At 33.7% G+C, this 14,998-nt stretch carries 12 protein-coding genes; 6 read left to right on the forward strand and 6 right to left on the reverse strand.

All coding sequences use genetic code 11. From position 1 onward, the window contains the following. Window positions 1-22: 22 nt before the first annotated feature. On the forward strand, window positions 23-1,156 hold the full coding sequence (locus tag C1X07_RS14480; protein ID WP_103070751.1) for a metal ABC transporter permease: 1,134 nt from the start codon (window positions 23-25) through the stop codon (window positions 1,154-1,156). After that, entirely contained in the window at window positions 1,149-2,309 is a 1,161-nt protein-coding gene (locus C1X07_RS14485) for a metal ABC transporter permease (RefSeq protein WP_103070752.1), read from the forward strand. The genes C1X07_RS14480 and C1X07_RS14485 overlap by 8 nt, the downstream gene beginning before the upstream one ends. A 106-nt stretch (window positions 2,310-2,415) precedes the next feature. On the opposite strand, the gene C1X07_RS14490 is transcribed toward C1X07_RS14485, so the two are convergent. The 3 genes from C1X07_RS14490 to recR form a co-directional block, all read right to left on the reverse strand. Then, on the reverse strand, window positions 2,416-4,746 hold the full coding sequence (locus C1X07_RS14490) for a TonB-dependent receptor (protein ID WP_241507263.1): 2,331 nt from the start codon (window positions 4,744-4,746) through the stop codon (window positions 2,416-2,418). Between the two features lie 885 nt (window positions 4,747-5,631). Beyond that, entirely contained in the window at window positions 5,632-6,978 is a 1,347-nt protein-coding gene (locus C1X07_RS14495; RefSeq protein WP_103070753.1) for a dihydrolipoamide acetyltransferase family protein, read from the reverse strand. Between the two features lie 137 nt (window positions 6,979-7,115). After that, window positions 7,116-7,736, reverse strand: coding sequence for a recombination mediator RecR (gene recR, locus C1X07_RS14500; RefSeq protein ID WP_103070754.1), 621 nt, complete (start codon window positions 7,734-7,736; stop codon window positions 7,116-7,118). Between the two features lie 109 nt (window positions 7,737-7,845). Between recR and C1X07_RS25040 the strand changes: the two genes are divergently transcribed. The 4 genes from C1X07_RS25040 to secA all read left to right on the forward strand — a co-directional run bounded on the left by C1X07_RS25040 (window position 7,846) and on the right by secA (window position 12,559). Next, window positions 7,846-8,019, forward strand: a complete 174-nt coding sequence (locus C1X07_RS25040) for a hypothetical protein (protein ID WP_164914169.1) — start codon at window positions 7,846-7,848, stop codon at window positions 8,017-8,019. 14 nt (window positions 8,020-8,033) lie between these two features. After that, window positions 8,034-8,609, forward strand: a complete 576-nt coding sequence (locus tag C1X07_RS14505; protein ID WP_103070755.1) for a cob(I)yrinic acid a,c-diamide adenosyltransferase — start codon at window positions 8,034-8,036, stop codon at window positions 8,607-8,609. A 137-nt stretch (window positions 8,610-8,746) separates the two neighbouring features. Continuing rightward, window positions 8,747-8,968, forward strand: a complete 222-nt coding sequence (locus C1X07_RS14510; protein WP_008272287.1) for a DUF2795 domain-containing protein — start codon at window positions 8,747-8,749, stop codon at window positions 8,966-8,968. Window positions 8,969-9,202: 234 nt separating this feature from the next. Next, window positions 9,203-12,559, forward strand: coding sequence for a preprotein translocase subunit SecA (gene secA, locus C1X07_RS14515; RefSeq protein ID WP_103070756.1), 3,357 nt, complete (start codon window positions 9,203-9,205; stop codon window positions 12,557-12,559). A gap of 91 nt (window positions 12,560-12,650) precedes the next feature. Here secA and C1X07_RS14520 read toward each other — a convergent pair whose 3' ends face one another. The 3 genes from C1X07_RS14520 to C1X07_RS14530 all read right to left on the reverse strand — a co-directional run bounded on the left by C1X07_RS14520 (window position 12,651) and on the right by C1X07_RS14530 (window position 14,994). Continuing rightward, the gene (locus C1X07_RS14520; RefSeq protein ID WP_103070757.1) at window positions 12,651-13,523 is read right to left on the reverse strand and encodes a type IV pili methyl-accepting chemotaxis transducer N-terminal domain-containing protein; all 873 of its coding nucleotides are present in this window, start codon (window positions 13,521-13,523) and stop codon (window positions 12,651-12,653) included. Between the two features lie 429 nt (window positions 13,524-13,952). Continuing rightward, complete coding sequence (locus tag C1X07_RS14525) at window positions 13,953-14,348, reverse strand: hypothetical protein (RefSeq protein WP_103070758.1); 396 nt, start codon at window positions 14,346-14,348, stop codon at window positions 13,953-13,955. Then, the gene (locus C1X07_RS14530) at window positions 14,332-14,994 is read right to left on the reverse strand and encodes an RNA polymerase sigma factor (protein WP_241507264.1); all 663 of its coding nucleotides are present in this window, start codon (window positions 14,992-14,994) and stop codon (window positions 14,332-14,334) included. The genes C1X07_RS14525 and C1X07_RS14530 overlap by 17 nt, the downstream gene beginning before the upstream one ends. Window positions 14,995-14,998: the final 4 nt, after the last annotated feature.

The raw sequence follows: 14,998 nt of genomic DNA on the forward strand, positions 1-14,998 counted from the left end.
TGATAACAACCAATTAACAACAATGGATGTAAAAGAATATATCGAACTTGTCTTTACGGATTATACGCTTCGAACTATTACACTAGGTACAGCCGTTCTTGGAGCCATCTGCGGCATGCTTGGAAGTTTTGCTGTATTGCGCAAGCAAAGCTTATTAGGCGATGCCATTTCTCATGCTGCACTACCTGGTATTGCTATTGCCTTTATAATCATAGGCACCAAAAATAGTTCTGCTTTTTTGTTAGGAGCATTAATAAGTGGCTTAATAGGCACTTTCTGGATTCGAGGTATAACCAGTAAAACACACCTTAAATCTGATACAGCACTAGGTCTAATATTATCTTTGTTTTTTGGTTTTGGAATGCTATTACTAACCTATATCCAAAAATTGCCTAATGCTAATCAAGCTGGTTTAGAAAGTTATCTTTTTGGACAAGCAGCTACACTTCTGGAGAGTGATGTGTGGTTAATGGTTATTGTTACAGGAATTAGCTTAATCACACTATTGTTATTCTGGAAAGAACTCAAATTACTACTATTCGATGCAGATTACACTAAAACATTAGGCTTTAACACCAGATTCTTAGATATTCTGATCACCACTTTTATTGTAATTGCCATAGTATTAGGGTTACAAACGGTCGGTGTAGTATTAATGAGCGCTATGCTATTAGCTCCAGCCGCTGCGGCAAGGCAATGGACTAACAACCTTGCTGTAATGGTTATTCTAGCAGCAGTATTTGGTGCTTTTTCCGGAGTTTTTGGCACAGCAATTAGTGCTAGCCATAACAACCTATCTACAGGTCCTGTAATCGTTCTTGTTGCCAGTGTATTTGTTTTATTCTCTTTTATCTTTTCGCCAGGACGAGGGTTACTATTTCGAGAAATACGCTTTAGAAAAAACAGAAACGATCTTCAATTACATAAAACATTATCTTTTATGTACAATATCGTAAAGACTCACCAGGATATTACTCACCCTCATGCGATTAAAATTTTAAATAATTTTCAGGGGTTTACCCGAAAATCACTTCAAAAATTAGAAAACAAAGACTATGTCAAAATACAAGGCAACATGTGGTCTATGACAGAATCAGGATACCACACTGCCTCTAATCTCTATAATCAATTAACCAAAGAAGAAGGAAATGAGTAATGCACAGATCGAAATACAGTTAATTGCCAGTATGGTAGCGATTGCATGCGCTATTCCAGGTACATTTTTGGTATTACGCAAAATGGCATTAATCACAGATGCAATAAGTCATTCTATCTTACCTGGTATTGTTATTGGTTTTTTTATCACCCATGATTTATCATCACCATTATTAATCATTCTTGCTGCAGCTAGTGGAGTCATAACTGTAATTTTAGTAGAATTTATTCAAAAAACAGGCTTAGTAAAAGAAGATACTGCCATAGGTCTGGTTTTCCCTGCTTTGTTTAGTATTGGCATTATTCTAATTGCGCAAAATGCCAATGATGTACACTTGGATGTTGACGCGGTATTATTAGGAGAACTTGCTTTTGCCCCTTTTGACCGTCTTATCATGGGAGGCACGGACCTAGGTCCAAAATCTTTATGGATTATCGGTACTATACTACTAATTACTTTAGGGTTATTATTTACCTTTTTTAAGGAACTAAAAGTTAGCACATTTGATGCAGGTTTAGCATCTGCACTAGGACTTTCTCCTGTTGTAATACACTATGGATTAATGACAGTATCATCCATCACTACTGTAGGAGCTTTTGATGCCGTTGGAGCAATTTTGGTTATCGCTTTAATGATCGCTCCCGCAGCCACTGCATACCTATTAACAAACGATCTAAAAAAAATGTTATCACTATCTGTATTCTTTGGCGTGAGTAGCGCAATTACAGGATATTGGGTGGCTCATGCGATTGACAGCTCAATATCCGGATCAATGACAACGGTACTTGGACTAGTTTTTTTAGCAGTATATCTATTTGCCCCAAACAAAGGTTTGTTTTCTGTATTATATCGTCAAAAACAACAACGAATCGAGGTTTCTCTGCTTACTTTTTTATTACACTTAAGCAATCACAAAGAAAAAGAAGAACGACATGTAAAACACTTGAACGAACATATCAACTGGCAAAAAGTACAATCTAAATCCGTTCTTGACCTAGCCCTAAAAAACAATATGATCAAAATCGACGATGACATAGTTTCCTTAACAAAAAAAGGCAAAAAGTTTACTACTAAAGCTATAGATTATATTATAACAAATAAAAACTCTGAGATTGAAAACATAAAGGATCGCTTTTTCCTGTTTAGGGGTTAATTTTATCTGATCTATCTAATTTCTTTGTATTTCCTGAAACTCTATAACCAAGCACACTACATAACAATTTCAAAGTAGAAATGCTGCATGAAGCAACCTAACCTCATTATTTTGAGATTAGTTTTATTCCAAAATAAATCGTTCTTGGCAGAGATGGTCCAAAAACAAAATTACTATCTCTATTTTTTCCTATATCAAAGTTTTCTTGGTATTCATTGAAGATATTTTTAACTCCTCCATATATGCCAATTTTAGATCCAAATTTGAAAAAATCAAAAGTATATCCAACTTTTGCACTTACTTCAGAAAATGGCTTAGAAGTTATTATTTCATCAACTAATTGATTTGGAGCACCTGCAAAATGTGGAACTTTCATTTCTCCAGTATAGACATAGTTTATACTGGCATTAAACTTCTTGTTCGGGGTTATTGACAAGGTTGCGAATCCATAATCACGTGGAGTTCTGATAAATTCTCTTAACCCTTCTAATCCATCTATATATTGAACTTTTTCATCAAATTTACTAGTCTGTAAAGTAAAACCCGTTTCCAACTGAATCTTTTTGTCATAATTTGCCCTTAGTTCTAATGTTACCCCTTGTATTGTTGCTCCCTGTCCATTTTGTTTTTCAAAAAGTTCTCCGAAGTTATCTTCTCCTATAGGCTGTAGGAAGAATGCATCATTTAAACGGGTTCTAAAACCTTCAAAAGTAAATCCTGCGATAAAATGCTCCATGGGCTTATCATAGTTAATTGAAGCACTATAACTTTGAGATTTTTCTGGCAATAATTCTGGTGATAAAGATACACGAGATACTCCTCCTCCTGCAAATGCTATATGTAAATCTGTGTCAAAAGCTTGTGGCGCCCTAAAACCAGTACCATAACTTATCCTAAATTGTGTATTAGTTTTATATTTATACAATAAAGATGCCCTTGGGCTCAAAACCAGTTCATCTACTAGATTATGAACATCCATTCTAACCCCAGATAGTAATGTCAAAGAAGGAAGTATCTCCCAATCGCTTTGCAAAAACACTCCCAAATCCTTGGTCGTTTGATCAATCAAATAATTATAAGAAGAAATTTCATCCAAAACATCATCTACAACATACTCACCTCCTAATGTAAGTGTGTTAGTTCCTTTTATGAAATTATACAATTTATGATTTAGTTGAAATCCCCCTTGCAAGGTTGTTGTATTTGATGTTCCATATGGTGGATTTTCAATATGCGCTTGTACCTCATCTGGATCATCAGGAAAAATACCTGTATAATGCTTACGTTTAGTATTTTGCCAAGCTGCATATGTAATAAAAGAGGAATCATCATTATTAAAATTAATTTGATAATCAGCACTCCCCATCCATACGTTATGTGTTCTTTCTTCTGACTGCTGAGTAAGGTGAGCTACTGTTTCTACCATTTCTCCACCATAGCGAAACTCGTTTAAGTTACTAATGTTAATTTCTAATTTTTGATTATCACTAGGCAAAAAGAAGACATTGGTTCCAAAAGAAGTATTTTCGAGCTCAGGGATTTCAGAAAAATTATCGCTATTATGATCATATAGCTCTCGCTCTCTATGGTTAAAAAAGAAGGAGACTCCAGAGTTTACCTCTTCAGAAACTAAAGATGCATTTCCACTAAAAACCACATCATCACTCTTTCCGTTTATATTTTGATAAAATGAATTTAGTTCATATGAGTTCTTTTTAGGTATCTTAGTAATTACATTTACTGTTCCTCCAATTGCACTTGATCCATATAATGAGGATCCACCCCCGCGAACAACTTCTATACGATCGATCATATTTGCAGGTAATTGCTCCAGCCCATACAGCCCGGTTAACGGACTGAATATCGGACGACCATTAATCAATATTTGAGAATAACCACCAGCGAGCCCATTCATACGCAATTGTGTATAATTGCAGGTTTGACAATCTGTCTCCACTCTCAATCCTGGTTGAAATTTTAATCCTTCAGATAAGTTACAAGCTTGCACATCATCTAAAGTTTGGTTATTTATTAAATTAACAATTACAGGAGAATCTGTTTGCCTTTTGTAAGTTTTGGTTCCCGTAACTACAATTTCGTTAAGAGTGTTTAAATTCTCATTAAGGTCAAATGTGAGCTCTATATTTTCATTTTGACCATCTATGGTAACAGTTTTACTTTGATTTTCGTACCCCATATAAGAAGCAGTTACCACGTATGTACCAAAAGGAATATCTTCTATACGAAAACAACCCTTAGTATTTGTAACCCCACCAAGAGGAGTACTTGTTGACACATTAACGGTTGCTAACTCCTGAACGCTACCATCTACTTTAATTGTACCATGCACTGCACCCATTTGAGCACAAGACACTTGAGAAGTGAAGGTTATAATTAGAAGAAAAATAATAGTAGTTGTCTCAAACTTAAACTTCATAACTGACTTTTTGTTTTACAACGCAAACTTATAAAGTTAGACTTGACTAACAAAATTATATAGCAACTATTTCATTTTTTTACTTTAACAAAACACAAACAAATCTATACCAACACATGAAATATTCTTTTTACAACATAAAACTTATACATACAACAATTTAAAAAGGTTAATTCATCAAAAATTGAGTAAAATAACTATAATGAAAATCTTTCTTTCTATAATTATCTTCCTTTTTTATTCCACAAGCTCTGCTCAAGAAAAATCTATTTTTCTTGTAGAAGAAAAGCAAATCCAATCGGGTATCGAAGAAGTGCTCAACGACCAATTATAAAAAGCATCCCTGCAAAAAGCAGGGTGCAAATGTTAATTTTAATTCCGTTAACAGATGTAGCATCCCACTACACTTACAATCTGATTATAAATGAAGAATTAGAACATCTAAATGTAATGCATTATAAAAATAGAAGGTGAAAATATAGTTTACTATCTCTACTAAACACCAATTCCTATGAGGGTTCGCTCTCATAGGAATTGAAACAATAGACAGGGTTTAATTTACATATCCTATCTAGATGGCAATATAATCTTTCGGTATATTTTTTTATTTCTTAGTTTCAATCAACTTTTTAACTAAAGACCTTAACTCTTCTATTTCTTTTTGTTGTTGGATAGCATAAAGTGTTAATTCCTCAACTTTTTGCTATAATTTAGCATCCATTTCTCCTAAAAAAATACCGTTTTCCTCTACCTCTTTTGTACCAGGTATATCTTTTAAATGTCCTTCTTCTTTAATATGATTTTCTACTTCAATTTTGAAATTATAAAAAAAACCACAACAAATTTTGCTGTGGCTTTTATGATCTCATTATGAGAAATATAACTTTAAAATTCTCTATTCACATCCCAAGCTTCTAAGTAATCTTTTACACGCTGAACGAACTGTCCCCCCAGTGCTCCATTTACAACTCTATGATCATAAGAGTGGGATAAAAACATCTTGTATCGAATACCTATAAAGTCTCCTTCTGGTGTTTCTATTACAGCAGGAACTTTTCTAATTGCCCCCAGAGCCAAAATCCCAACTTGTGGCTGGTTGATAATTGGTGTTCCCATAATACTACCAAATGTTCCTACATTGGTTACTGTATAGGTACCACCTTGTATATCATCTGGTTTCAGAGCGTTATTACGGGCTCTGTTTGCCAAATCATTGACAGCTTTGGTCATGCCAACCAGATTAAGCTGGTCTGCATTTTTGATCACTGGAACAATCAAATTACCATCTGGCAATGCGGCTGCCATACCTAGGTTTATATTTTTCTTTTTAACGATTGTATCTCCAGAGACAGAGATATTCATCATCGGAAAGTCTTTTATCGCTTTAGCAACGGCTTCCATAAATATAGGAGTAAACGTAAGGTTTTCTCCTTCTCTCTTCATAAAATCTCCTTTAACCTTCTTTCTCCAGTTCCATATGTTAGTTACATCAGCCTCGATAAAAGATTGTACATGAGCAGAAGTTTGCACAGATTCAACCATATGATGAGCAATAAGCTTACCCATTCTGGTCATTTCTATAATCTCATCTTCTCCAGAGGCTACTACTGGCGAAGCTTTTGAAACTTCTTGTTTTTTAGTAACTGCAGCAGGCTTTTCAACCGTTTTTATTGCTGGTACAGATTCTACAGGTTTATACTCAACTTTTCCATTCTTACGATCCTCTACGAATTGTAAAATATCATTTTTGGTAACGCGACCATCTTTACCAGTTCCCGAAATTGCTTCAAGCTCATCTAACGTAACATTCTCTGCAGTTGCTATATTCTTTACTAATGGAGAGTAAAACCTACTACTTCCAGAAAAATCAGTGGTACTTCCTACTGCTTCCGTAGTCTCTACTATTTGTTCTTCAATTACAACTGCTTCTTTAGGAGCTTCCTCTATTACAGCGGTCGTTTCTTGCGGAGTTGAATCTACAGCTCCTTCTCCTTCGGTTTCTATTACAGCTATAACCTGACCTACTTGTACCACATCATCAACTTCAAAAAGTTTTTCGATCAATACACCTTCAACCTCACTAGGTACTTCACTGTCAACTTTATCTGTTGCAATTTCAACTACTGCATCATCCAATTCGATAGTATCTCCAACCTCTTTTAACCAAGTTGTTATTGTTGCTTCTGCAACACTCTCACCCATTTTTGGAAGTTTAAGCTCAAATTTTGCCATATCCTTAATAAAAAGTGTTTATAAGTTATATTTTTTGCGAATTTAATTAAAATTCACCTTAAAAATTAGTTTTTATCTATTAAAATTTATTTAAAAATAGTTTTTAGCAATCAACCGAATCAATAATCACGTTTTGACTACGAACTTTTTAAAGCATTTTCAAAAGGAATTCGATTAAGTATACTCCTTCCTAACGTGATCTCATCTGCATATTCCAATTCATCATTAACTCCAATACCTCTTGCTATAGTAGAGGTTTTTATATCTACTCCTTCTAATTGTTTATATATATAAAAATTAGTAGTATCTCCCTCCATGGTAGCACTTAATGCAAATATCAATTCTTTAATCACACCTGATTTAGCCTTTTCGACAAGAGAACTTATATTTAGTTCTTGTGGTCCCACACCATCTAGTGGACTTATTTTCCCACCTAAAACATGATATAAACCTCGATATTGCCCTGTACTTTCTATAGCCATCACATCACGTATATCTTCAACAACACAGATAATCTCTCTATTTCGGTTAGGGTTACTACATATCTCACAAGTATCTACATCACTAATACTATGGCACGTTTTACAAAACTTTATATCCTTACGAAGTACTCCTAAAGCTTTCGTCAAATGCTCTGTTTGCGTTTGAGGTTGCCTAAGTAAATGCAGCACTAAGCGTAATGCAGTGCGTTTTCCTATCCCAGGTAATTGAGACATTTCATAAACTGCGTTTTCCAATAATTTTGAAGAAAATTCCATTATGCCACAAATTTAGCATTTTTAATGTAGACCTCTTTATAAATACTACTATAATCTTTACTATGCAGTTGAAAGCTTTTTTTGTTATTTTTACTTCAAAAGTAAAACAATGCTAGAAGCTCTTTCTGAAGAAACCCAGCTAATTTTAATGGTAATAGCAATTGCTATCCTTTTTGTTTTTGTTTCGTTAAATACCAAAAAGAATAAAAACAAACTTTATAATCGCGATGAGCGCAATTACAGGAAGAATTACTTCAAAAAGAAAAAGAAGAAACATTCTTAAAGTATAAAATGTAAATGAAAATATATACAAAGACTGGAGACAAAGGAACTACTGCTCTATTTGGAGGCACCCGAGTCCCTAAACATCATATTCGTATCGATAGTTATGGTACTGTTGACGAATTAAACTCTCATATTGGTCTAATTAGAGATCAAAAAGTGGATAACATTACCAAAAACACATTAATCAATATACAAGATAAACTTTTTACGGTTGGAGCTGTCTTGGCAACTGATCCCGAAAAAGCCATTTTAAAAAATGGTGAAAAAAGATTGAATATACCAACAATCAATATAGAGGACATTGAACTTTTAGAGAAAGAAATCGACAAAATGAATGAATCCTTACCTCCTATGACACATTTTGTATTACCAGGAGGGCATCAAACTGTGTCATTCTGTCACATTGCTCGCTGTGTATGCCGAAGGGCAGAGCGTTTGGCTACTGCACTGCATGAAATAACGCCTTTTGAGGAGTTTACATTACAGTATTTAAACAGACTATCTGACTATCTTTTTGTACTGGCACGAAAGTTGTCCCACGATTTAAAAGCAGATGAAATTGAATGGATTCCTAAAAAAAATTCTTAATTTCTTAAATTACTGCTAAGTTTATAAATGATAACAAAAAAAATCACGTTCTTATAATTATTGTCTAAATAATTAATTTTTTACTTGACTTTTTAAACTAAAAAATTATTTTTGCAAAAAATTAAACCAGTAAACATATGTATTGGACTTTAGAATTAGCATCTTATTTAAGTGATGCGCCCTGGCCAGCTACAAAAGACGAATTAATTGATTACGCTATTCGTACTGGAGCGCCTTTAGAGGTTGTAGAAAACCTACAAGCAATTGAAGATGAAGGAGATTCATATGATTCTATAGAGGAAATATGGCCAGATTATCCTACAGATGAGGATTATCTTTGGAATGAGGATGAATATTAAATAAATCAAATAGTATCAAAAGTCTCGCAAGAGGCTTTTTTTTTGCGTAAATTACGTCGCTTTTTTTAGGCTAGTAACTTTGCACAAAACATTGTATAATATGACCACTTTAGGTCATGAGATAACTTGTAGAGTCCATACATTGGAGTCTTACTCGAGTATTGCCTTGAAAAAAGGTAAGATCAGTTAATTTCATTTTGAAATTAAATCTCATTAAACACACAACCATATATTATGGGAATTTTAGATTCTGTATTAAAAGTATTTGTTGGAGATAAGTCCAAAAAAGATATAAAAGAAATTCAGCCAAAAGTCGAATTGATAAAAAAGGCAGAAACAGCGCTTAAAGGTCTTTCGAATGATGAATTACGAGCTAAAACTATTGAATTTAAAGATAGAATAAATGAAGCTCGCGCCGAAATTAACTCTAAGATAGAAACTCTTAAAGAACAAGCTAATATCACAGAGGATATAGACAAAAAAGAAGATATCTATAGTGAAATAGACTCTTTAAAAGAAGAGGCTTATAAAACTACAGAAAAAGCTTTAAATGATATCCTTCCTGAAGCTTTTGCCGTAGTAAAAGAAACAGCAACACGTTTTGCTAACAACCAGTCTATCGAAGTTACAGCTTCTGCATATGATAGAGAACTTTCTGGTACCAGAGATCATATTACACTCGATGGAGAAAAAGCAATATGGGCAACAAGTTGGGACGCCGCGGGTAAAGAAGTAAAATGGGACATGATTCATTATGATGTTCAACTTGTTGGAGGTATTACACTGCACGAAGGTAAAGTAGCCGAAATGCAAACTGGAGAAGGAAAAACTCTAGTAGCAACACTTCCTGTATATCTTAATGCACTTTCTGGTAATGGTGTTCACTTAGTTACGGTAAACGATTACCTGGCTCGTCGTGATAGCGAATGGATGGCTCCTATTTTTCAGTTTCATGGTCTGACTGTAGATTGTATCGATAATCACAGACCAAACTCTGAAGAACGTAGAGCTGCCTATAATGCAGATATTACCTATGGTACTAATAACGAATTTGGTTTTGACTACCTAAGGGATAATATGTCTCATGCACCCGAAGATCTGGTACAACGCCCACATAATTATGCTATTATTGATGAAGTAGATTCTGTATTAATTGACGATGCTCGTACACCTTTAATTATTTCTGGACCTATTCCAAAAGGAGATATACATGAATTCGATCAATTAAAACCAAAAATTAGTGATATCGTTTCGGTACAACAAAAATACCTTACCACCGTTTTAGCCGAAGCTAAAAAATTGATTAAAGAAGGAGATAGTAAAGAAGGGGGCTTTAAATTATTACAAGTTTATAGAGGAATCCCAAAAAACAAAGCATTAATCAAGTTTTTAAGTGAAGAAGGGGTAAAACAATTACTTCAAAAAACAGAAAACTTTTATATGCAGGACAACAACCGCGAAATGCATAAGATTGATGCGGACTTGTACTATGTTATAGAAGAAAAAAATAACCAGATCGATCTTACCGATAAAGGTGTAGAATACCTTTCTGGAAAGGATGACCCTGATTTCTTTGTCCTACCCCAAATTGGTATGGAAATCGCTAAAATTGAAGGCGGAGGGTTATCCAAAGAAGAAGAAGCCGAAAAGAAAGAAGATCTTTTTAGAGACTATAGCGTAAAAAGTGAACGTATCCATACACTACGTCAATTACTAAAAGCGTATTCATTATTCGAAAAAGATGTAGAATATGTTGTAATGGATAATAAGGTAAAAATCGTAGATGAGCAAACGGGTCGTATCATGGATGGGCGTCGATACAGTGATGGATTACATCAGGCTATCGAAGCTAAAGAAAATGTAAAGATCGAAGATGCCACCCAAACATTTGCTACAGTTACACTTCAGAATTATTTCCGTATGTATGGTAAGCTTTCGGGAATGACAGGAACAGCTGTTACCGAAGCAGGTGAGCTTTGGGAAATCTACAAATTAGACGTAGTAGAAATACCTACCAACCGACCTATTGCCAGACACGACAGAGAAGATCTCGTATACAAAACTAAACGAGAAAAATACAATGCAGTAATAGAAGAAGTTACAGAACTATCTCGCGCAGGAAGACCGGTATTGATAGGTACTACCTCTGTAGAAATATCAGAATTGCTAGGACGAATGCTTACTATTCGTAAAGTACCGCATAATGTACTTAATGCAAAACTTCATAAAAAAGAGGCTGATATTGTTGCCGAAGCTGGTAATGCCGGTGTAGTAACAATTGCTACCAATATGGCTGGACGTGGTACTGATATAAAACTATCAGACGAAGTAAAAGCTGCAGGAGGATTAGCAATCGTTGGTACAGAACGCCATGATTCTCGTCGTGTTGACAGACAATTACGTGGTCGTGCTGGTCGTCAAGGAGATCCAGGAAGCTCTCAGTTCTATGTATCCCTAGAAGACAACCTGATGCGTCTATTTGGCTCTGAGCGTATTGCCAAAATGATGGATAGAATGGGACTAAAAGAAGGAGAAGTGATACAACATTCTATGATCTCTAAGTCTATCGAAAGAGCTCAGAAAAAAGTAGAAGAAAACAACTTTGGTGTGCGTAAACGACTTCTGGAGTACGATGACGTAATGAATGCACAACGTGAAGTAGTCTACAAACGTCGTTACCATGCATTGTTTGGAGAGCGTCTTCGTGTGGATATCGCCAATATGATATACGATACAGTAGAAGTCATTACAGAAGGAAACAAAATGACTCAAGACTTTAAAAATTTCGAATTTGAATTAATTCGCTATTTTTCTATGAGCAGCCCTATTTCTGAAGCAGAATTTGAAAAGGGAGATACTTTAAAAATTGCAGGAGAAGTATACAAAGTGGCTTATGAGCATTATCAAAACAAAATGAAACGTAATGCTGAAACTGCGTATCCAATAATTAAACAAGTACATGAAGATCCTTCTAGTAACTATGAAAGGATTCTGGTACCGTTTACAGATGGAGTAAAAAGTATAAATGTTGCTACAGATTTACAAAAAGCATATGAATCTGAAGGAAAGCAATTAATTACAGATTTCGAAAAAAACATCACGCTTGCCATTATTGATGATGCTTGGAAAACACACCTTCGTAAGATGGATGAATTAAAACAAAGTGTTCAACTAGCTGTTCATGAACAAAAAGATCCTTTGCTTATTTATAAATTTGAAGCTTTCGAGCTATTTAAAGCAATGATCGAAGAGGTTAATAAAGATGTAATTTCATTCTTATTTAAGGGAGAATTGCCTACGGGTAATACTCAGGATATTTCTGAAGCTCGACAAGTAAGAAGAAAGGAAAAGCTAGAAACATCAAAAGAGGAAATCCCGAATATGGATGAGCGTGCTGCTCAAAATAGAGCTGCAGGGCAAACGCAAGGAAAACCTCAAGTCACAGAAACTATTGTTCGAGAGCAACCAAAAATTGGTCGTAATGATAAAGTTACTATCAAACATATAATGAGCGGAGAGAACAAAGTTGTAAAATACAAGCAAGCCATTCCTTTAATTGAAAAAGGAGAATGGGTGCTTACCAATGATTAAAAAAATTATTCCTTTATATATAAAAACAAAACCTGAAGTAGTTACTTCAGGTTTTGTTTTTATATCACTTCATTAAATACATAGAAACATGCTATATATTTATTCTTTCGTACAACAACGTTATCTCATTAAATACTTTGGTTAACTCATTACTCATTTTATACACTTCTGCTTCTTCAAACTCTTGATTGGTTAGCTTACTAGTATTTTTCTTAATAGCATTCCACTTAGAAAATGCTAATCCTATCTTCTCATCAATTTTAGGAGTATTAAACTTGGATATTAGTAATTTATTAATAGCTCCATCCAATTCATGAAAAACATTACTAAGCATTTGGCTAGAGTTTTTATTTTTAAGTTCTACTCTATTTGCATAATAATAAAATGCTAAGCGTTGAGCCAACATCCTTTGTCTTCCTGAAATATTTATTAAACTTTCTAACTCTAATATATCTTCTATTGTGCTAGACTTCTCAATACCATCTTGACTATTTTGAATTGAATTTCTAGATTCGGAAATGATGGATACTACAACATCGTTTGTCGCTTTTAACAAATCTGTATTTGTATCTATTATCTTTTTTGCGTTATCATAATTTGGTTGATCATCAATAAGGTTTTTAAAACTTTTCCATAACTCATTTACTTTTACTAATCGGCTAGTAGTTTCTTTGAACTTACAGTTTTGTATAAGAACACGGTTTTGCTCTTCAAAAACTATTTGACTTGACAGTAGATCTCTTTTTGCTTGCGCATCATTAGTATTATTAAGTAGATACAAATATGCTTTAGATATTTTTTGAGTAAGCATTCGCTGTTTACCCGAAACATTAATAGCATTATTAAATGATAGTGATCCATATTCATTACTTTTTTGTGAATATAGTTGTGGCGAATTCATATGTATTAATCCTATTGCAAATAACATTATTACAAACTTAAAAGAGGGTGTTTTACTTTTCATCTGGGTAGATTTAATGGTTTATTATTTTTAACAAACAACAAGTAATTGAGTATGCTTTTTACACCAATACTCAGGAGAGGTTCTTGTTGATTTGCAACGCAAAAGTATTTTAGACTACACCCAAGAAATATGACCTTTGTCAGTATATAAGTCCACCCAAATAAGTATACCAAGACGTAGCTTACTGTTTAACAGTACCAATTTTGATTTTTATTTAGAGTTTTGCTAAAAAATAATTTTGAATTCTTTATCAAGTTCTTTTAAGCAACTTATAATTGTAAAAAAATCTTCAATATCACTCAAAAAAGACAATAATTACTATAGATCAAAAGTAGTTTTACAAAAAGAATTGATTATCCTATAAACCCTCAGACAATCGCATTTACATTTAGTCATATGAAGTAAAAAACCAATAATACTGGCTAGTAACTATAGAGAATAATCCTTGTCAATTCTTCTTTTCAATATTGGTATTTGAACAAAAAACAAAATTGCAAGAAATAGAATACCATAAATAGTTGATTTATGAAAAGTGAAATCAGAAAATGGGTTTTGAAGGTTCACTTTATCAAAAAAAGAAAAATCAATTACTGTAAAAAAAGACTCTTTATTATCTGGTAAAAATGGTATTACCCCAACCAAAATAAGTGTTATCACCCCAATAACAAGCCAATTTTTATTAGAAATCAAAGGTTTATATGCCTTCACTTGTTGTCCTTCAGAAACTTCGATCTGATTCATCACAGCTTTCATAAACCCAGAAGAAGGCTGATCTACCCCAGCTTCTTTAACCAAATACTTAATATCCTTATATTGCTCTTCCATTTTTATTACTAATTTCTGGCAAAATGTGCTGCCCTAATATCGAATATAGTTTTTTTCTGCTACGATATAGTTTAATTTTCACATTATCTGCTGTTAAACCTACAATTTCTACTATTTCTTTTACACTTTTCTCTTCAAAGTAATAAAGTGTAACAATAGCCGCTTCTTCTTCGGGAAGTTTCAAGATGCTATCTGAAATAATTTTTTTTCTTTCTTTTTCTTGTAAATAATTTAAAGCGTCACTCACCCGCTCTATTTCTCCTTCACTAACTTCTTCAATAAGTTCAGAAGTTATCATTCGCTTACTTACTTTTATTGCATCTAGGCTTTTGCGATATGCGATGGTATATAGCCAAGTAGAAAACTTGGCATCTCCGCGATACTTACTCAGAGACTTAAATGCTTTAATAAAACTATCTTGTGCAACCTCTTCTGCTTGCTCCTTATTTTTAAGCATACGATATACTACAGTATAAACCAAGCCCTGATAGCGTTCTACTAACACCGAAAAAGCATTCACTTTTCCCTCTAACACCTGGGTAATATAATATTGATCTGATTGATGGTTCATTCTTTCATATGACGATACTAGGTAATTATCGGTTACATAAATACTAATAAAAAGTACAATTATTTTTTTTATCATTTTT

The sequence above is a fragment of the Aquimarina sediminis genome (assembly GCF_002895435.1).
Lineage (GTDB): Bacteria > Bacteroidota > Bacteroidia > Flavobacteriales > Flavobacteriaceae > Aquimarina > Aquimarina sediminis.